Annotated in this window: 21 protein-coding genes; all 21 read left to right on the top strand. The window is 63.8% G+C overall.

The window, feature by feature from the left end; translation table 11 throughout:
• The first annotated feature begins 131 nt into the window (after nt 1–131).
• Nucleotides 132–887 carry a tRNA (cytosine(32)/uridine(32)-2'-O)-methyltransferase TrmJ gene (gene trmJ, locus ACQ4N9_RS23095; RefSeq protein ID WP_390968466.1) on the top strand — a complete coding sequence of 252 codons (756 nt, stop codon included), beginning with the start codon at nt 132–134 and terminating at the stop codon, nt 885–887.
• 3 nt (nt 888–890) lie between these two features.
• Complete coding sequence (gene cysE, locus ACQ4N9_RS23090; RefSeq protein WP_125465406.1) at nt 891–1,679, top strand: serine O-acetyltransferase; 789 nt, start codon at nt 891–893, stop codon at nt 1,677–1,679.
• Between the two features lie 168 nt (nt 1,680–1,847).
• Nucleotides 1,848–2,339 (top strand): Fe-S cluster assembly transcriptional regulator IscR, encoded by a 492-nt coding sequence (gene iscR, locus ACQ4N9_RS23085; protein WP_110993503.1) that lies wholly within the window; start codon nt 1,848–1,850, stop codon nt 2,337–2,339.
• A gap of 43 nt (nt 2,340–2,382) precedes the next feature.
• Nucleotides 2,383–3,597 carry an IscS subfamily cysteine desulfurase gene (locus tag ACQ4N9_RS23080; protein WP_390968463.1) on the top strand — a complete coding sequence of 405 codons (1,215 nt, stop codon included), beginning with the start codon at nt 2,383–2,385 and terminating at the stop codon, nt 3,595–3,597.
• A 46-nt stretch (nt 3,598–3,643) separates the two neighbouring features.
• Nucleotides 3,644–4,030 (top strand): Fe-S cluster assembly scaffold IscU, encoded by a 387-nt coding sequence (gene iscU / locus ACQ4N9_RS23075; RefSeq protein ID WP_010452756.1) that lies wholly within the window; start codon nt 3,644–3,646, stop codon nt 4,028–4,030.
• Nucleotides 4,031–4,058: 28 nt separating this feature from the next.
• Complete coding sequence (gene iscA, locus ACQ4N9_RS23070; protein ID WP_011532338.1) at nt 4,059–4,382, top strand: iron-sulfur cluster assembly protein IscA; 324 nt, start codon at nt 4,059–4,061, stop codon at nt 4,380–4,382.
• Nucleotides 4,383–4,390: 8 nt separating this feature from the next.
• A complete protein-coding gene (hscB, locus tag ACQ4N9_RS23065) occupies nt 4,391–4,912 on the top strand; it encodes a co-chaperone HscB (protein WP_125465404.1) in 522 nt (173 codons plus the stop codon).
• Nucleotides 4,913–4,955: 43 nt separating this feature from the next.
• The gene (hscA, locus tag ACQ4N9_RS23060) at nt 4,956–6,818 is read left to right on the top strand and encodes a Fe-S protein assembly chaperone HscA (RefSeq protein WP_390968460.1); all 1,863 of its coding nucleotides are present in this window, start codon (nt 4,956–4,958) and stop codon (nt 6,816–6,818) included.
• Between the two features lie 3 nt (nt 6,819–6,821).
• Complete coding sequence (gene fdx, locus ACQ4N9_RS23055) at nt 6,822–7,163, top strand: ISC system 2Fe-2S type ferredoxin (protein ID WP_110735783.1); 342 nt, start codon at nt 6,822–6,824, stop codon at nt 7,161–7,163.
• 11 nt (nt 7,164–7,174) lie between these two features.
• The gene (iscX, locus tag ACQ4N9_RS23050; RefSeq protein WP_390968458.1) at nt 7,175–7,375 is read left to right on the top strand and encodes a Fe-S cluster assembly protein IscX; all 201 of its coding nucleotides are present in this window, start codon (nt 7,175–7,177) and stop codon (nt 7,373–7,375) included.
• Nucleotides 7,376–7,464: 89 nt separating this feature from the next.
• Entirely contained in the window at nt 7,465–7,890 is a 426-nt protein-coding gene (gene ndk / locus ACQ4N9_RS23045) for a nucleoside-diphosphate kinase (RefSeq protein WP_008092560.1), read from the top strand.
• A 28-nt stretch (nt 7,891–7,918) separates the two neighbouring features.
• A complete protein-coding gene (gene rlmN, locus ACQ4N9_RS23040; RefSeq protein ID WP_110993499.1) occupies nt 7,919–9,061 on the top strand; it encodes a 23S rRNA (adenine(2503)-C(2))-methyltransferase RlmN in 1,143 nt (380 codons plus the stop codon).
• Between the two features lie 14 nt (nt 9,062–9,075).
• Nucleotides 9,076–9,837, top strand: coding sequence for a type IV pilus biogenesis/stability protein PilW (gene pilW, locus ACQ4N9_RS23035; protein ID WP_323831501.1), 762 nt, complete (start codon nt 9,076–9,078; stop codon nt 9,835–9,837).
• Entirely contained in the window at nt 9,834–10,868 is a 1,035-nt protein-coding gene (locus ACQ4N9_RS23030; RefSeq protein WP_390968455.1) for a RodZ domain-containing protein, read from the top strand. Before pilW ends, ACQ4N9_RS23030 begins: the two co-directional genes overlap by 4 nt.
• Nucleotides 10,869–10,871: 3 nt before the next feature.
• Nucleotides 10,872–11,981, top strand: a complete 1,110-nt coding sequence (gene ispG, locus ACQ4N9_RS23025) for a flavodoxin-dependent (E)-4-hydroxy-3-methylbut-2-enyl-diphosphate synthase (RefSeq protein ID WP_110993496.1) — start codon at nt 10,872–10,874, stop codon at nt 11,979–11,981.
• A 25-nt stretch (nt 11,982–12,006) separates the two neighbouring features.
• Nucleotides 12,007–13,296: a histidine--tRNA ligase gene (gene hisS, locus ACQ4N9_RS23020; protein WP_390968453.1), complete on the top strand. Its 1,290-nt coding sequence runs from the start codon at nt 12,007–12,009 to the stop codon at nt 13,294–13,296.
• Nucleotides 13,297–13,334: 38 nt separating this feature from the next.
• Nucleotides 13,335–13,976: a tetratricopeptide repeat protein gene (locus tag ACQ4N9_RS23015; protein WP_347151085.1), complete on the top strand. Its 642-nt coding sequence runs from the start codon at nt 13,335–13,337 to the stop codon at nt 13,974–13,976.
• Entirely contained in the window at nt 13,951–15,120 is a 1,170-nt protein-coding gene (gene bamB / locus ACQ4N9_RS23010) for an outer membrane protein assembly factor BamB (protein ID WP_390968450.1), read from the top strand. Before ACQ4N9_RS23015 ends, bamB begins: the two co-directional genes overlap by 26 nt.
• A 117-nt stretch (nt 15,121–15,237) precedes the next feature.
• Nucleotides 15,238–16,701, top strand: coding sequence for a ribosome biogenesis GTPase Der (der, locus tag ACQ4N9_RS23005; protein WP_110993492.1), 1,464 nt, complete (start codon nt 15,238–15,240; stop codon nt 16,699–16,701).
• 191 nt (nt 16,702–16,892) lie between these two features.
• On the top strand, nt 16,893–18,041 hold the full coding sequence (locus ACQ4N9_RS23000) for a pyridoxal phosphate-dependent aminotransferase (protein WP_390968448.1): 1,149 nt from the start codon (nt 16,893–16,895) through the stop codon (nt 18,039–18,041).
• A complete protein-coding gene (locus tag ACQ4N9_RS22995; protein ID WP_390968446.1) occupies nt 18,029–18,820 on the top strand; it encodes an amidohydrolase in 792 nt (263 codons plus the stop codon). The genes ACQ4N9_RS23000 and ACQ4N9_RS22995 overlap by 13 nt, the downstream gene beginning before the upstream one ends.
• Nucleotides 18,821–18,825: the final 5 nt, after the last annotated feature.

The raw sequence follows: 18,825 nt of genomic DNA, 5'->3' as shown, positions 1-18,825 counted from the left end.
TTAAAGAAGAAAGCCGCACATTCTAGCAGAAATCTTTGACGGAAGAAGTGTCACATTTGCTTTCATGGCGTTACGCTGGTCGGTTCTGTAAGATCGAAACCTTCTTCATCCGCGTCTGTGAGCACAACACCTTGCTGCAAAATATTCGTGTTGTTCTGGTCAATACCAGCCACCCCGGCAATATCGGCGGCGCTGCGCGTGCCATGAAAAACATGGGCCTGGCGCGTCTGGTGCTGGTGCAGCCAAAAGAATTCCCGGCCGCCGATGCCTCGGCGCGCGCCTCGGGTGCCGACGATGTGCTCGACAGTGCCCTGGTGGTCGACAGCCTCGAGCAGGCACTGGTCGGTTGCAACCTGGTGATGGGCACCAGCGCCCGCGAGCGCAGCATCCCCTGGCCGTTGATCGGCCCCCGGGAGTGCGGCACCAAGGCGGTGGAACATGCCCTGGCCGGCGAGGAAATCGCCCTGGTGTTCGGTCGCGAGCATGCCGGGCTGACCAACGAAGAACTGCAGCGATGTCACTTCCACGTGCACATTCCATCCAATCCCGACTTCAGCTCGCTGAATCTGGCCGCCGCCGTCCAGGTGCTCTCCTACGAGGTGCGCATGGCCTCGTTGGCAGTGCAGGGCGTGGCGCCCAAGGTCGAGAAGGCGGACGCCAATGAGCTGGCGACCATGGACGAAATGGAGCTGTTCTATGACCACCTGGAAAAAACCCTGGTGGACATCGGCTTCCTCGACCCCGCCAAGCCCAAGCACCTGATGCCGCGCATGCGTCGGCTATATGGGCGCAGCTCGGTCGAGCGTACGGAAATGAGCATTTTGCGCGGCATCCTCACCGAGACCCAGAAAGTCGTCCGGGGCGAGCCGCATAAACGGAAGGACTGAACGATGTTCGAGCGTCTGCGTGAAGATATTCAAAGTGTTTTCCATCGTGACCCGGCGGCGCGCAACGCCTTCGAGGTCCTGACCTGCTACCCGGGCATGCATGCCATCTGGCTGCACCGCCTGGGCAATGCCCTGTGGAAGCGCGATTTCAAATGGCTGGCTCGCCTGGTGTCGAACTTCGGGCGCTGGATGACCGGTATCGAGATCCATCCGGGTGCGACCATCGGCCGGCGTTTCTTCATCGACCACGGCATGGGCATCGTCATTGGCGAGACCGCTGAGATCGGTGACGACGTGACGCTGTACCAGGGCGTAACCCTGGGCGGCACCAGCTGGAATAAAGGCAAGCGCCACCCGACCCTGGAAAACGGCGTTGTGGTGGGGGCGGGCGCCAAGGTGCTGGGGCCGTTCACGGTCGGTGCCGGGGCCAAGATCGGCTCCAACGCCGTGGTCACCAAGGCGGTGCCGGCCGGTGCCACGGCGGTGGGCATCCCGGGGCGCATCATCGTCAAGAGCGAAGACGATGCCGTCGAAGCCAAGCGCAAGGCTATGGCCGAGAAGATCGGTTTCGACGCCTATGGCGTCAGCGGCGACATGCCTGACCCGGTGGCCAGGGCCATCGGCCAGATGCTCGACCACTTGCAGGCAGTCGACGAGCGCCTGGAGGGGATGTGTGGCGCCCTGACCAGGATGGGCAGTGACTACTGTGCCAAGGAGCTGCCGGCACTGCCCGCCGATGACTTCGCCAATGCCTGCGCAGAGCTGAAGCAGGGCGACACTCAGCCGCATTGATTCCGCCAGCCCGACACAAGGGGCGTGTGCTCGCGCCCCTCGTCTGCTACACTCGCGCCCGCCTCCCGCATGCATACCCGACTAAAGCACTAGGTCTAATAGTTGACTTAAATGCTCGGGAATCGCATACTCGCACACATTCTGTAACTCCCGTGGTAACCATACGCCATGCGACTGACTACCAAAGGCCGATACGCCGTGACCGCCATGCTTGACCTGGCGTTGCACGCGCAGCATGGGCCGGTGTCACTGGCCGATATTTCCGAGCGCCAGGGCATTTCCCTTTCTTATCTGGAGCAGCTGTTCGCCAAGCTGCGCCGCAGCAGCCTGGTATCCAGCGTTCGCGGCCCGGGCGGCGGCTACCAGCTGTCGCGCGGCATGGAAACCATCCAGGTGGCCCAAGTCATCGACGCGGTCAATGAATCGGTCGATGCCACCCGCTGCCAGGGCCTGGGCGACTGCCATGCCGGTGATACCTGCCTGACTCACCACCTGTGGTGTGACCTGAGCCAGCAGATCCATGAATTCCTCAGTGGCATCAGCCTGGCCGACCTCGTCAAGCGCCGTGAGGTGCAAGAAGTCGCCCAGCGCCAGGACCTGCGCCGTGTTGCAGGCCGTACCGCCATGCTGGACAAGATTGAGACGTCCGCCGTCGACTGAAATTCAGCGCCGAGCGACGCCAACGCCTGATAGGAGATACTCAATGAAGTTGCCGATCTACCTCGATTACTCCGCGACCACGCCGGTCGATCCACGTGTGGCCCAGAAAATGGCCGAATGCCTGCTGGTCGACGGGAACTTCGGTAACCCGGCCTCGCGCTCCCACGTGTTTGGCTGGAAAGCCGAAGAAGCGGTCGAGAATGGCCGTCGCCAGGTGGCCGAGCTGATCAATGCCGACCCACGCGAGATCGTCTGGACCAGCGGTGCCACCGAGTCCGACAACCTCGCCCTCAAAGGCGTGGCGCACTTCTATCAGACCAAGGGCAAGCACATCATCACCTCCAAGATCGAGCACAAGGCGGTCCTGGACACCGCTCGCCAGCTCGAGCGTGAAGGTTTCGAAGTCACCTACCTCGAGCCAGGCGATGACGGCATCGTCACCCCGGCCATGGTCGAAGCTGCCCTGCGTGACGACACCATCCTGGTTTCGCTGATGCACGTGAACAACGAAGTCGGCTCGATCAACGACATCGCCGCCATCGGCGAACTGACCCGCTCGCGCGGCGTGCTGTTCCACGTCGATGCCGCCCAGTCGGCCGGCAAGGTCGAAATCGACCTGCAAAAGCTGAAGGTCGACCTGATGTCGTTCTCGGCGCACAAGGTCTACGGCCCCAAAGGCATCGGCGCGCTGTACGTCAGCCGCAAGCCGCGTGTACGCCTGGAAGCCATGGTTCACGGCGGTGGCCATGAGCGCGGCATGCGCTCGGGCACCCTGCCAACCCACCAGATCGTCGGCATGGGCGAAGCCTTCGCCATTGCCAAGCAGGAAATGGCCAGCGAAAACGTGCGCATCAAGGCCCTGAGCGACCGCTTCTTCAAGCAGGTCTCCGACCTCGAAGAACTGTACGTCAACGGCAGCCAGACCGCCCGCGTACCGCACAACCTGAACCTGAGCTTCAACTACGTCGAAGGCGAGTCGCTGCTGATGTCGCTCAAGGACATCGCCGTTTCGTCCGGTTCGGCCTGCACCTCCGCTTCGCTCGAGCCGTCCTACGTCCTGCGCGCCCTGGGCCGCAACGACGAACTGGCGCACAGCTCGATCCGCTTCTCTTTCGGCCGCTTCACCAGCGAAGAAGAAGTCGACTACGCCGCGCAGAAAGTCTGCGAGGCCGTCAACAAACTGCGTGAGCTGTCGCCCCTTTGGGACATGTACAAAGACGGCGTCGACATCTCCAAGATCGAGTGGGCCGCCCACTAAGCAGTCGCCGGCAAGAGCGGCTCCCTGATGAGGAAGGAATTGCACCATGGCATACAGTGAAAAGGTCATCGACCACTACGAAAACCCACGTAACGTCGGCAAGATGAACGCCGAGGACCCGGATGTCGGTACCGGCATGGTCGGCGCTCCAGCGTGCGGCGACGTGATGCGTCTGCAGATCAAGGTCAACGAGCAAGGCATCATCGAAGACGCCAAGTTCAAGACTTACGGCTGCGGTTCGGCCATCGCCTCCAGCTCCCTCGCCACCGAGTGGATGAAGGGCAAGACCCTGGACGAAGCCGAAACCATCAAGAACACCCAGCTGGCTGAAGAGCTGGCACTGCCGCCGGTCAAGATCCACTGCTCCGTGCTCGCCGAAGATGCCATCAAGGCAGCCGTTCGCGATTACAAGCAGAAGAAAGGCCTGGTCTAAGTCGCCTGTTGCAAGGTAAGGAGTTCCGATGGCCATCAGCATGACAGAAGCCGCCGCCAACCACATTCGCCGCTCCCTCGACGGGCGCGGCAAAGGTGAAGGCATTCGCCTGGGCGTGCGCACCACCGGTTGCTCGGGCCTGGCCTACGTGCTGGAGTTCGTTGACGAGCTGGCCGAAGAAGACCAGGTGTTCGAGAACCACGGCGTGAAGGTCATCATCGACCCGAAAAGCCTGGTGTACCTCGACGGCACCGAGCTGGACTTCGTCAAGGAAGGGTTGAACGAAGGCTTCAAGTTCAACAACCCCAACGTGCGCGGTGAATGTGGCTGCGGCGAAAGCTTCAACGTTTGAGGCTGGCCGTGGGTACTCCTTGTCATTACGCACTGTTTGACCTGCAACCGAGCTTCCGCCTGGACCTCGACAAACTGGCCACCCGCTACCGCGAGCTGGCCCGTGAGGTCCATCCGGACCGCTTCGCCGATGCCTCCGAGCGCGAACAGCGCGTTGCCCTGGAAAAGTCGGCGGCCCTGAACGACGCCTACCAGACCTTGCGCAGCGCACCGCGCCGTGCCCGTTACCTGCTGGCCATCGGTGGCCACGAAGTGCCCCAGGAAGTCACCGTGCACGACCCGGCCTTCCTGTTGCAGCAGATGCAGTGGCGCGAAGAGCTCGAAGAGCTGCAGGACGAAGCCGATCTCGACGGCGTGGCCGTGTTCAAGAAGCGGCTCAAGGCCGCCCAGGACACGCTGAACGAGGATTTCGCCGCCTGCTGGGATGTTGCAGCTGAGCGTGACCAGGCCGAACGCCTGATGCGCCGCATGCAGTTCCTCGACAAGCTCGCCCAAGAAGTGCGCCAACTCGAAGAGCGCCTCGACGATTAATCCCGGCGTTACCCGTGATGACGCCTAAGGTACTCAGATAAGCATGGCCCTACTGCAGATCGCCGAACCCGGTCAGAGCCCCCAGCCGCACCAGCGCCGCCTGGCGGTGGGCATCGACCTGGGCACCACCAATTCTCTCGTCGCCGCCGTGCGCAGCGGGCGCAGCGAGCCGCTGCCCGATGCCCAGGGCCGGGTCATCCTGCCCTCCGCGGTGCGCTACCTGGAAAACGGCGTCGACGTTGGCCTGAGCGCGCGCGAGGCTGCGCCCAGCGACCCGCTCAACACCATCGTCTCGGTCAAGCGCCTGATGGGGCGTGGCCTGGCCGACGTCAAGCAGCTCGGCGAGCAACTGCCGTACCGGTTTGTCGGTGGTGAGTCGCACATGCCGTTCATCGACACCGTCCAGGGGCCGAAGAGCCCGGTGGAAGTGTCGGCCGACATCCTCAAGGTGCTGCGTACGCGTGCCGAAGAGACGCTCGGCGGTGAGCTGGTAGGCGCGGTGATCACTGTTCCTGCGTATTTCGACGACGCCCAGCGTCAGGCCACCAAGGACGCCGCCAAGCTGGCCGGCCTCAACGTGCTGCGCCTGCTCAACGAACCGACTGCTGCTGCCGTGGCCTATGGCCTGGATCAGAATGCCGAAGGCGTGGTGGCGATCTTCGACCTGGGCGGCGGTACCTTCGATATTTCCATCCTGCGCCTGACGGCCGGCGTCTTTGAAGTGCTGGCCACCGGCGGCGACACCGCCCTGGGTGGCGATGACTTCGACCACGCCATTGCCGGCTGGATCATCGAGCAGGCCGGCCTGTCCGCCGATCTCGACCCCGCCACCCAGCGCCTGTTGCTGCAAACCGCCTGCGCGGCCAAGGAAGCCTTGACCGATGCCGACGTGGTCAGCGTGCAGCACGCTGCCTGGCAGGGCGAGCTGACCCGCGCCGCCTTCGACGCGATGATCGAGCCGATGATTGCCCGTAGCCTCAAGGCCTGCCGCCGCGCCGTGCGCGACAGCGGTATCGAGCTGGAGGAGGTGGGTGCGGTGGTGATGGTTGGCGGCTCTACCCGCGTGCCGCGTGTACGCGACGCCGTGGGTACGCTGTTTGGTCGTACCCCGCTGACCTCCATCGACCCGGACCAGGTGGTCGCCATTGGCGCCGCCATCCAGGCCGACACCCTGGCCGGCAACCGTCGCGAAGGGGGCGAGCTGCTGTTGCTCGACGTCATCCCGTTGTCGCTCGGTCTTGAGACCATGGGCGGGCTGATGGAAAAGGTGATTCCGCGCAACACCACCATTCCGGTGGCCCGTGCCCAGGAGTTCACCACCTACAAAGACGGCCAGTCGGCCATGATGATCCACGTGCTGCAGGGCGAGCGCGAGCTGATCAGCGACTGCCGCTCGCTGGCGCGCTTCGAGCTGCGCGGCATCCCGGCCATGGTTGCCGGCGCCGCGAAGATCCGTGTCACCTTCCAGGTCGACGCTGATGGCCTGCTCAGTGTCGCCGCGCGCGAGCTGGGTTCGGGCGTGGAGTCGAGCATCCAGGTCAAGCCGTCCTACGGCCTGACCGATGGCGAAATCGCCCGCATGCTCAAGGATTCGTTCGAGCACGCAGGCTCCGACAAGCAGGCGCGCCAGCTGCGCGAGCACCAGGTCGACGGCGAGCGTCTGCTCGAAGCGGTACAGGGCGCCCTGGACGCCGATGGCGAGCGCCTGCTCAGCAGCGACGAGCGCGACGCCATCCAATTCCAGATGCAGGAACTACGTGATTTGCTGAGCGGCACCGATGGCGCCGCCATCGAGCAACAGACCAAGCGTCTGTCGCAGGTGACCGATGCATTTGCCGCCCGTCGCCTTGATTCGACGGTCAAAGCCGCACTGGCCGGGCGCAACCTGAATGAGATCGAGGAGTAACCGATGCCGCTGGTGACATTCCTGCCGCATGAAAAATTCTGCCCAGAAGGGCTGACCGTGGAAGTGCCCGCCGGGACCAATATCCTGGAGCTGGCCCACGATCATCACATCGAGATGGAAAGCGCCTGCGGCGGCGTCAAGGCTTGCACCACGTGCCACTGCATCGTGCGCAAGGGCTTCGACTCGCTTGAAGAGGCTGACGAACTCGAAGAAGACATGCTGGACAAGGCGTGGGGCCTGGAAGCGCAATCGCGCCTGGGCTGCCAGGTGGTGGTGGCCGATGAAGACCTCACCATCGAAATCCCCAAATACTCGCTCAACCACGCCGCCGAAGCGCCGCACTGAGGTTTGTCCACATGAGCCTGAAATGGATTGATGTACTTGAGATCGCCATCCAGCTTGCAGAAAGCAAGCCCGACGTCGATCCTCGTTACGTGAATTTCGTCGATCTGCACCGCTGGGTGTTGGCACTGCCAGAGTTCAGCGACGATCCGTCACGCGGCGGTGAGAAAGTGCTCGAGGCCATCCAGGCGGCCTGGATCGCCGAAGCCGACTAAGCGCACGCTGCAGGTTAGGCAATCCCCTGGAACCCGCGTATAATTCGCGGGTTTAATTTTTCGCAACACTCATATTTCTGGAGTTCTCCATGGCTGTTCAACGTACTTTCTCGATCATCAAGCCTGACGCCGTCGCCAAAAACGTCATCGGCAAGATCACCACTCGCTTCGAAGAAGCCGGCCTGAAAATCGTTGCCTCGAAAATCAAGCAACTGTCCAAAGCCGAAGCCGAAGGCTTCTACGCCGAGCACAGCGCTCGTGGCTTCTTCGGTGACCTGGTTGCCTTCATGACTTCCGGCCCAGTCGTTGTTCAGGTTCTGGAAGGCGAAAACGCCATCGCTCTGAACCGTGAGCTGATGGGCGCTACCAACCCTAAAGAAGCTGCTGCCGGCACCATCCGTGCTGACTTCGCCGAGTCGATCGACGCCAACGCCGTTCACGGTTCGGACTCCGAAGCTGCTGCTGCTCGCGAAATCGCTTACTTCTTCGCTGCTACCGAGGTAACCACTCGCTAAGCGAAAGCTTACGGGTGAGGGTGAATCCATGACGACATCTACTGGCAAGATCAACCTGCTGGGGCTGACCCTGGCAGAAATGGAACAGTTCTTCGACTCAATCGGGGAGAAGCGCTTCCGCGCCGGTCAGGTGATGAAATGGATTCACCATTTTGGCGTCGATGATTTCGCCGCCATGACCAATGTCGGCAAGGTCTTGCGCGAAAAGCTCGAGGCCGTTGCCGAGATTCGGGGCCCGGAAGTGGTCAGTGAAGACATTTCCGCCGACGGCACCCGCAAGTGGGTGGTCCGCGTTGCCTCTGGCAGCTGCGTCGAGACCGTCTACATCCCTACCGACGATCGCGGTACGCTCTGCGTGTCGTCGCAAGCCGGCTGTGCCCTGGACTGCAGCTTCTGCTCCACCGGCAAGCAAGGCTTCAACAGCAACCTCACCGCCGCCGAAGTGATCGGCCAGGTGTGGCTTGCCAACAAATCCTTCGGGACCGTTCCGGCCAAGATCGATCGCGCCATTACCAACGTGGTCATGATGGGCATGGGCGAACCCCTGCTGAATTTCGACAATGTCATCGCCGCCATGAAGATCATGATGGAAGATCTGGGCTATGGCATTTCCAAGCGCCGCGTGACGCTTTCGACGTCGGGCGTAGTGCCGATGATCGACGAGCTGGCCAAGCACATCGACGTGTCGCTGGCCCTGTCGCTGCACGCCCCCAACGACGAACTGCGCAACCAGCTGGTACCGATCAACAAGAAGTACCCGCTGAAGATGCTGCTGGAGTCGTGCATGGGCTACATGTCCACGCTCGGCGGCAAGCGCGTGCTGACGATCGAGTACACCCTGCTCAAGGACGTCAACGACCAGCCCGAGCACGCGGCACAGATGATCGAGCTGCTGCGCGACGTGCCGTGCAAGATCAACCTGATCCCGTTCAACCCGTTCCCGCACTCGGGCTACGAGCGGCCGAGCAACAACGCCATTCGCCGCTTCCAGGACCTGTTGCACCACGGTGGTTTCAACGTCACCACCCGCACCACCCGCGGTGACGACATCGATGCCGCATGCGGGCAACTGGTCGGCCAGGTCAACGACCGCACCCGCCGCAGCGAGCGTTACATCGCCGTGCGCCAGCTGGCTGCCGACGAGCCGCAAGACAGCGCCGCGCGCCCCTGACGAGCACCCGCCCCATGACCCTGCGCGCCGCGCTGTCGATCCTCACGCTTGCGCTGCTGGCTGGCTGCGTTTCCAGCGGTGGGGGCGACCCGCTGGCCAGCCGCCAGGGGCGTGACGAGGCTGTGCGGGCTTATGTGCAACTGGGGCTGGGGTATTTGCAACAAGGTTTGACCGGGCAGGCCAAGGCACCATTGGCCAAGGCACTGGCCTTGAACAGTACCGATGCCGACGCCAATGCGGCACTGGCGCTGGTGTTCCAGGCCGAGGCTGAGCCGCAACTGGCAGGCCAGCACTTCCGTAAAGCGCTGGCTGCACGCCCGGATGACACGCGAATCCGCAACAACTACGGCAGTTTCCTATATGCTCAGGGCCGTTTTGCCGACGCTGAAGCGATGTTTCGCCAGGCGGCCGCCGATACCTTGTACCCTGAGCGTTCGCGGGTGTACGAGAACCTCGGCCTGACCGCGCGCAAGCTGGGGCAGGGCGAGCAGGCCCGCGAATACCTGGAAAAGGCACTGCGCCTCGATCAGCGGCAACCGAAGGCGTTGCTTGAAATGGCTGAGTTGTCCTACGAAAACAGGCATTATGTGCCGGCCCGGGACTACTACGATCGTTTCAGCCAGCTGAGCGAACAGAACGCCCGTAGCCTGTTGCTGGGCAGCCGCTTGGCCCGCGCCCTTGATCAACAGGGTGACGAGGCCCGGTTGGGCCAGCAATTACAACGACTTTATCCCGGTACGCCGGAATATCAGCAATACCTGTCGGAGCAACGATGAAAGCCGCGCAAACAGAAGTAGCAGCGACTCGCCAGAACCCCGGTGACGTCTTGCGCCAGGCCCGTGAACAGCGGGAGTGGAGCCAGGCCGAAGTCGCGCAAAAGCTCAACCTCACGGTATCTTCGCTGAACAACCTGGAAGCCGGCGCCTTCGACAAGCTGCCCGGCCACACCTTCGCCCGTGGTTACATCCGTGCCTACGCCAAACTGATGGGCATGGACCAGGCTCCGCTGGTGCAGGCGTTCGACAACATCACCGGCACCCACGCCCAAGGCAGCGACGTGCACGCACTCGGTCGCATTGAGGAGCCGGTCCGCCTATCGCACAACATCATGCGCGTGGTCAGCCTGCTGTTGCTGGTGGCCGTGGTGGGCGGTGGTTTCTTCTGGTGGCAGGACCAGGGCAGCCTGCGCGGCAAGGACCTGGCCAAGATCGCCCTGGAGCACGTCGAGGTCGAGAGCGCCGACGGCACTACCCAGATCCACCCGCTGGACGAGCCGGAAGACCAGGCTGTCAGCGAAGCCCAGCAACCTGCCAGCGAAGTGCTGCCATTGGAGCCTGTGGCCAGCGAGCAAACTCCGGCAGTGGCCGTTGAAACCCCGGCACCGGTAGTGGCTGTGGCACCGTCCAACAGCGTGCCAGCGCCAGCGCCAAGCACTGCTCCTGCTCCCGCGCCTGCTGCGGCTGCAACCGTCGCCCCGGTCGCCCAGCCTGCGCCCGCCAGCCCCGTGGCTGTCGCTCCGGCTCCCGTCGCTCCGGCGGCAGCGGCTCCGGCGCCAGTACCGGCCGGCAGCGGCAGCGTACACATCCAGTTCACCGCCGATTGCTGGACCCAGGTCTCCGACGGCAACGGCAAGGTGCTGTTCAGCGCCATCAAGCGCAAGGGCGATAGCCTGGAACTGACCGGCAAGCCACCGTTCGCGGTACGCCTCGGGTTCGCCCGCGGCGCCCAGGTGAGCTACAACGGCCAGGCGGTCGATGTCGCCCCGTTCACCAGTGGCGAAACCGCTCGCCTGAAGTTGGGACAGTAAGTCATGCACGGCGAATCTCCGATCAAACGTCGCGAATCCCGCAAAATCTGGGTCGGCAATGTACCGGTGGGCGGCGATGCGCCGATCGCGGTGCAGAGCATGACCAACACCGACACCAATGACGTCGCCGCCACCGTGGGGCAGATCCAGCGCCTGGTCGATGCCGGCGTCGATATCGTGCGTGTCTCGGTACCGGACATGGACGCCGCCGAGGCGTTCGGCAAGATCAAGAAGCTGGTCAGCGTGCCGCTGGTCGCCGACATCCACTTCGACTACAAGATCGCCCTGCGCGTGGCCGAACTGGGCGTTGACTGCCTGCGCATCAACCCGGGCAACATCGGCCGCGAAGACCGCGTGCGCGCGGTGGTCGATGCCGCCCGTGACCGTGGCATCCCGATCCGCATCGGCGTCAACGCCGGCTCCCTCGAGAAAGACCTGCAGAAGAAGTACGGCGAACCGACCCCGGCCGCATTGGTCGAGTCGGCGCTGCGCCATGTCGAGCACCTCGACCGCCTGGATTTCCAGGACTTCAAGGTCAGCGTCAAGGCCTCCGACGTGTTCATGGCCGTCGAAGCCTACCGCCTGCTGGCCAAGCAGATCATCCAGCCGCTGCACTTAGGCATCACCGAAGCCGGTGGCCTGCGTTCGGGGACAGTGAAATCCGCCGTCGGCCTCGGTATGCTGCTGGCCGAAGGTATCGGCGACACCATCCGCATTTCGCTGGCCGCAGACCCGGTCGAAGAAGTGAAGGTCGGCTACGACATCCTCAAGTCCCTGCATCTGCGTTCCCGTGGCATCAACTTCATCGCCTGCCCGAGCTGCTCGCGGCAGAACTTCGATGTGGTCAAGACCATGAACGAGCTGGAAGGGCGCCTGGAAGACCTGCTGGTACCGCTGGACGTGGCCGTGATCGGTTGCGTGGTCAACGGCCCGGGTGAAGCCAAGGAGGCGCACGTCGGCCTCACCGGCGGCACGCCGAACCTGATCTACATCGATGGCAAGCCATCGCAGAAGCTGAACAACGACAACCTGGTCGATGAGCTGGAAAAACTCATCCGCCAGAAAGCGGCCGAGAAGGCCGAGGCCGACGCGGCGCTGATCGCCCGTGGCTGATACACAGAATTCGTAAGGACTACTCGTGAGCAAATCGCTGCAAGCCATCCGTGGCATGAACGACATCCTGCCCGACCAGTCGCCGCTGTGGCGCTACTTCGAGGGCACCGTGGCCGGCCTGCTGGACAGCTACGGCTACAGCCAGATCCGTACGCCGATCGTCGAGTTCACCGAGCTGTTCAAGCGCTCGATCGGTGAAGTCACCGATATCGTCGAAAAAGAGATGTACACCTTCGACGACCGCAACGGCGATTCGCTCACCCTGCGCCCCGAAGGCACCGCCGCCTGCGTGCGTGCGGTACTCGAGCACGGCATCACCGGCAACGGTCAGGTGCAGAAGCTCTGGTACATCGGCCAGATGTTCCGCCACGAGCGCCCGCAGAAGGGCCGCTATCGCCAGTTCCACCAGATCGGCGTGGAGGTGTTCAACCTCGACGGCCCGGACGTCGATGCCGAGCTGATCATGCTGACCTGGCGCCTGTGGGGCCTGTTGGGCATCCAGGACGCCGTGGAGCTGCAGCTCAACAGCCTGGGCACCAGCGAAGCCCGCGCGCGCTACCGCGATGCACTGGTCGAGTTCCTGTCCGCGCGCCTCGAGCAACTGGACGAAGACAGCCAGCGTCGCCTCAAGAGCAACCCGCTGCGCATCCTCGACAGCAAGGACGCCAACACCCAGGCGGTGCTGGTCGGCGCGCCGAAGCTGGAAGACTACCTGGACGAAGAATCCCGCGTGCACTTCGAGGGCCTCAAGGCTCGCCTGGATGCCGCCGGTATCCCGTTCGTGATCAACACCAAGCTGGTGCGTGGCCTCGATTACTACAGCAAGACCGTGTTCGAGTGGGTCACCGACAAGCTCGGCGCCCAGGGCACCGTCTGCGCCGGTGGCCGCTATGACGGCCTGGTCGAGCAGATGGGCGGCAAGCCGACCCCGGGCGTTGGTTTCGCCATGGGCATCGAACGCCTGATCCTGTTGCTGGAGACCCTGGGCAAGGTGCCCGAGTCGATCAACCGCACCATCGACGTCTACCTGTGCGCCTTCGGCGAGCAGGCGGAGCTGGCCGGCCTGCGTCTGAGCGAAAGCCTGCGCGACCGTCTGCCGGGCCTGCGCCTGGCGGTCAACGCCGGTGCCGGCAGCTTCAAGAGCCAGTTCAAGAAAGCCGACAAGAGCGGCGCGCTGTTCGCCCTGATCCTCGGCGACGACGAGCTGGCCAAGCAAGAAATCGGTCTGAAGCCCCTGCGTGGCCAGGGCGAACAACAGAACATTGCCTGGGATGCTCTTGCCGAGCACCTGGAAACCGCGATCGCCCAGGCGTAACGCGGTTCAACAACGAATAGGCGAAAAGGAGTATTGGGGTGTCGAGTACCGATGATGACGACCTGGCTGGGGTCAAGGACTGGTGGAACCGCAACGGCAAGCCGCTGCTGACTGGCGCACTGCTGGCCGGCGTAGTGGTGATGGGCTGGCAGACCTGGCACAAGTACCAGGCCAACCAGTCGCAAGGCGCCTCGGCGCTGTACCAGGCCCTGCTGGAAACCTCGCTGACGCCGTCTGGCCAGCCTGACGCAAGCAAGGTCGCCGAGCTGTCCGGCAAGCTCAAGAGCGAGTTTGGCGGTAGCGCCTACGCCCAGTACGGCAGCCTGTTCGTGGCCAAGGTTGCGGTCGACAGCGGCAAGCTGGACGACGCCGCCACCGAGCTCAAGGCCGTGATGGACAAGCCGGCCGACGCCACCCTGGGTGAAATCGCCCGTCAGCGTCTGGCCCGCGTGCTCGCGGCACAGGACAAGGCCGAAGAGGCCCTGAAACTGCTCGACGGCGATGCCGACAAAGCCTTCCTGGCCAGCCGCGAGGAGCTCAAGGGCGACCTGCTGGTGCAGCTGGGCCGTGCCGACGACGCCCACGGCGCCTACGAAAAAGCCAAGGCCGCGCTGTCCGACGACGCCGCGATCGGTGGCCTGCAACTGAAGCTGGATGACCTGGCCAAAGGGGACGCCTGAAGTGAAGGGTTGGAAACAAGCAGCAGTGCTCACCCTCGCCGTTCTGGCAGCGGGTTGCAGCAGCAACAGCAAGAAGGAACTGCCCCCGGCCGAGCTGACCAAGTTCACCGAGGAAGTGGTGCTGAAGAAGCAGTGGAGCCGTTCGATCGGTGACGGCCAGGGCGAGACGTACAACACCCTGGTACCGGCCATCGAGAACGACCGCATCTACGCTGCCGACGTCACCGGTGAAGTCTTCGCACTCGACCGCCTCAACGGCGACGTGGTGTGGAAGAAGGACCTCGATCTGCCGGTTTCCGGCGCGGTTGGCGTGGGCTACGGCCTGGTCATGCTGGGCACGCTCAAGGGTGAAGTCATTGCCCTGGACTCGAGCACCGGCGAAGAGCGCTGGCGTTCGCGCGTCACCAGCGAAGTCCTGGCACCGCCCGCCAACAACGGCGACGTGGTGGTGGTACAGACCCAGGACGACCGCCTGATCGGCCTCGACGCCGCCACCGGCGACCGTCGCTGGATCTACGAAAACACCCCAGCGGTACTCACCCTGCGTGGTACCGGCGCGCCGATCGTCACCAACCGCCTGGCCGTCGCCGGCCTGTCCACCGGCAAGGTGGTGGCGGTGGACATCAACAACGGCGTACCGGTGTGGGAAAGCCGCGTGGCCATCCCGCAAGGGCGCTCCGAGCTGGACCGCGTGGTGGACATCGACGGCGGCCTGCTGCTGACCGGTGGCACCTTGTACGTCAGCACCTACCAGGGCCGCGTCGCCGGCCTGGACCTGGAAAGCGGCCGTGTGCTGTGGCAGCGTGATGCCTCCAGCTACGTGGGTGTCGCCCAGGGCTTCGGCAACGTCTACGTGAGCCTGGCTTCGGGCACCGTCGAGGGTGTCGACGAGCGTTCCTCCAGCGCCCTGTGGAGCAACGACAGCATGGCCCGTCGCCAGCTGTCGGCGCCGGAAGTGTTCTCCAGCTACGTGGCGGTGGGTGACTTCGAGGGTTACCTGCACCTGCTGAGCCAGGTCGATGGCCGTTTCGTCGGCCGTGAGCGTATCGACAGCGATGGCCTGCGCGCCCGTCCACTTGTGGTCGGCGACACCATCTACGTCTTCGGCAACAGCGGCAAGCTCGAGGCACTGACCATCCGCTGAAGCTATGCTTGAGCCCGTTCGCGGGCTCAGGTAGCGGCGTAGGAAACGCCGCCCGAACTCCGGCCGCTGCCTTGCAGCGGCCTTTGCATTTTCAAGAATTCAAGAGTGGAGAGCCGCATGGTTCCCGTAATCGCCCTGGTGGGCCGCCCGAACGTCGGCAAATCCACCATGTTCAACCGCCTGACCAAGACCCGCGATGCCATCGTCGGTGACCTGTCGGGCCTGACCCGTGACCGCCAGTACGGCGATGCCAGCTGGCAGGGTCGTTCCTTCATCCTGATCGACACCGGCGGTATCACCGGTGACGAAGTGGGCATGGACGAGAAGATGGCCGAGCAGTCGCTGATGGCCATCGAAGAAGCCGACTACGTCCTGTTCCTGGTGGATGCCCGCGCCGGCATGACCGCCGCCGACCAGATGATCGCCGACCACCTGCGCAAGCGGAACAAGGCGGCGGTGCTGGTGGCCAACAAGATCGACAACATCGATCCGGACATCGCCCGCGCCGAGTTCTCGCCGCTGGGCATGGGCAACGCCATCCCGGTGGCCGGCTCCCAGGGCCGTGGTATCAACGCCCTGATGGAATCGCTGCTCGGCCACATCCCGCGTGATGCCGAGGAAGAAGCCCTCGACCTGAACGTCGCCGAAGGCGAAGAGGCCGTGCGCATTCCAGGGCCGAGCGAAAAAGATGGCATCAAGATCGCCATCATCGGCCGCCCGAACGTGGGCAAGTCGACCCTGGTCAACCGCATGCTCGGCGAAGAGCGCGTGGTGGTGTACGACCAGCCGGGTACTACCCGCGACAGTATCTACATCCCGTTCGAGCGTGATGGCGAGAAGTACACCTTCATCGACACCGCCGGCGTGCGCAAGCGCGGCAAGATCCACGAGGAAGTCGAAAAGTTCTCGGTGGTGAAGACCCTGCAGGCGATCAAGGACGCCAACGTGGTGGTCTTCGTCATGGACGCCCGCGAAGGCGTGGTCGACCACGACCTCAACCTGCTGGGCTTCGCCCTCGAAGCCGGCCGGGCCATCGTCATCGCGCTGAACAAGTGGGATGGCATGGAAGCGGGCGAGCGCGACTACGTGAAGACCGAGCTGGAGCGCCGGCTGTTCTTCGTCGACTTCTGCGACATTCACTTCATCTCCGCCCTGCACGGCACCGGTGTTGGCCACCTGTACAAGTCGGTGCAGGCCGCGTTCAAGTCGGCGGTCACCCGCTGGCCGACCAGCCGCCTGACGCAGATCCTCGAAGACGCCATCAGCGAGCACCAGCCGCCGCTGGTCAACGGTCGCCGTATCAAGCTGCGCTATGCCCACCTCGGTGGCGCCAACCCGCCGCTGATCGTGATCCACGGCAACCAGACCGAGAAGGTGCCCAAGTCCTACTCGCGTTACCTGGAGAACACCTACCGCCGCGTGCTCAAGCTGGTCGGCACGCCGATCCGCATCGAGTACAAGGGCGGTGAGAACCCGTACGAGGGCAATAAGAACACCCTCACCGATCGCCAGGTCAACAAGAAACGTCGCTTGATGTCGCACCACAAGAAGGCCGAGAAGAAGCGCCGCGACAAGCGCTAGTAAACGATGGCCATTCGCGGGTAAACCCGCTCCCACAGGTACAGCGCTGTACTTGTGGGAGCGGGTTTACCCGCGAAGAGGTCCGTTGATCCAACGCAATGCCCCTATTGTTTCAACCTTTTTCCTGACTGCTTGATCCGCTATGCTCGGGCTCCACCCCGTGCCGGACAAACCCCAGGAAAGAGGGCTCCATGATCCGCAGCAAACTGCCGAACGTCGGCACGACCATCTTCACCACCATGTCGCAGCTCGCCATGCAGACCGGTGCGCTCAACCTGTCCCAGGGCTTCCCTGACTTCAACGGCCCCCAGGCCCTGCTCGATGCCGTTGGCCGCCATGTGGCCGCCGGGCACAACCAGTATTCGCCGATGACCGGCCTGCCAGCCCTGCGCCAGCAAGTGGCGGCCAAGATCGCTCGGCTGTACGGCGTGGCGGTGGACGCGGACCAGGAAGTGACCATCACCCCCGGCGCCACCGAAGCAATCTTCTGTGCCATCCAGGCGGTGATCCACCCCGGCGATGAGGTGATCGTCTTCGACCCGTGCTACGACAGCTACGAACCCTCGGTGGAGCTGGCCGGTGGCCGCTGCGTGCACGTGCCGCTCGCTGACGGCAGCTTCAGCATCGACTGGCAGAAGTTCAGCGACGCCCTCAGCCCGCGCACGCGCATGGTCATCCTCAACTCGCCGCACAATCCCAGCGGCGCGCTGATCAGCCGCGACGACCTGGACCAGCTGGCCGCGCTGATCGCCAACCGCGACATCTACCTGGTCAGTGACGAAGTCTACGAGCACCTGATCTACGACGGCGTGCGCCACGCCAGCGTGCTGGCCCACGAGCAGCTGTACAGCAGAGCCTTTGTCATCAGCTCGTTCGGCAAGACCTACCACGTCACCGGCTGGAAGACCGGCTACGTGGTCGCGCCAGCGGCGCTCAGCGCCGAACTGCGCAAGGTTCACCAGTACGTCAACTTCTGCGGTGTCACGCCCTTGCAGTGCGCCCTGGCCGACTTCATGGCCGAGCACCCGCAACACATCGACGAGCTGCCAGCCTTCTACCAGGCCAAGCGCGACCTGTTCTGCGACCTGTTGCAGGGCTCGCGGTTCAGCTTCACCCGCACCCCGGGTACCTATTTCCAACTGGTGGACTACTCGCAGATCCGCCCCGACCTGAACGACGTCGACATGGCCCTGTGGCTGACCCGCGAACACGGCGTGGCCAGCATCCCGGTGTCGGTGTTCTATCAGCAACCCATCCCCGAGCAACGCCTGGTGCGCCTGTGCTTTGCCAAACGTGAGGAGACGCTGCGACAGGCGGCGGAAAAACTATGCGCGATCTGAGTGAACTGCCGAACCTGAAAATCGCCCTGGTGCAGACCACCCTGGCCTGGCACGACCGCGAAGCCAACTATGCCCATTTCGAGGAGCTGATCGGCCAGGCCGGTGAAGTCGACCTGGTGATCCTGCCGGAGATGTTCACCACCGGTTTTTCGATGGAGTCGCAAAGCCTGGCGGAGCCGGAGAACGGCCCGACCTACAAGTGGCTCAAGGCCCAGGCGAAGAAGCGCAATGCCGTGATCACCGGCAGCGTGATCATCCAGGCCGCCGATGGCAGCCACCGCAACCGCCTGCTGTGGGCGCGGCCCGATGGCGAGATCCTGCACTACGACAAGCGCCACCTGTTCCGCATGGCCGGCGAACACAAGCACTACACCCCCGGCGAGCGCCAGGTGCTGTTCGAACTCAAGGGCTGGCGCATTCGCCCGCTGATCTGCTACGACCTGCGCTTCCCGGTGTGGAGCCGCGACGCCCAGGACACCGACCTGCTGCTGTACACGGCGAACTGGCCCGCCGCACGGCGCACCCATTGGAACCGGCTGCTGCCGGCGCGGGGGATCGAGAACCTGTGCTTCGTGGCGGCGGTGAACCGGGTGGGCACCGATGGCAAGGGCTTTGCCTATTCCGGCGACAGCCAGGTGCTGGATTTCCAGGGTGAGAGCCTGTTGAGCGCGGGCGAAGCCGACGGTGTGTTCACCGTGGTGCTGCGCGCTGCGGAACTGGCGGCGTACCGGGCGCGATTCCCGGCCAACCTGGACGCCGATACCTTCGAATTGCACTGATTGCT

Source organism: Pseudomonas sp. ES1 (genome assembly GCF_050586605.1).
Taxonomy (GTDB): domain Bacteria; phylum Pseudomonadota; class Gammaproteobacteria; order Pseudomonadales; family Pseudomonadaceae; genus Aquipseudomonas; species Aquipseudomonas sichuanensis.
Note: the sequence above shows the minus strand (reverse complement) of the source record. Positions and strands in the feature narration are given on the sequence as shown.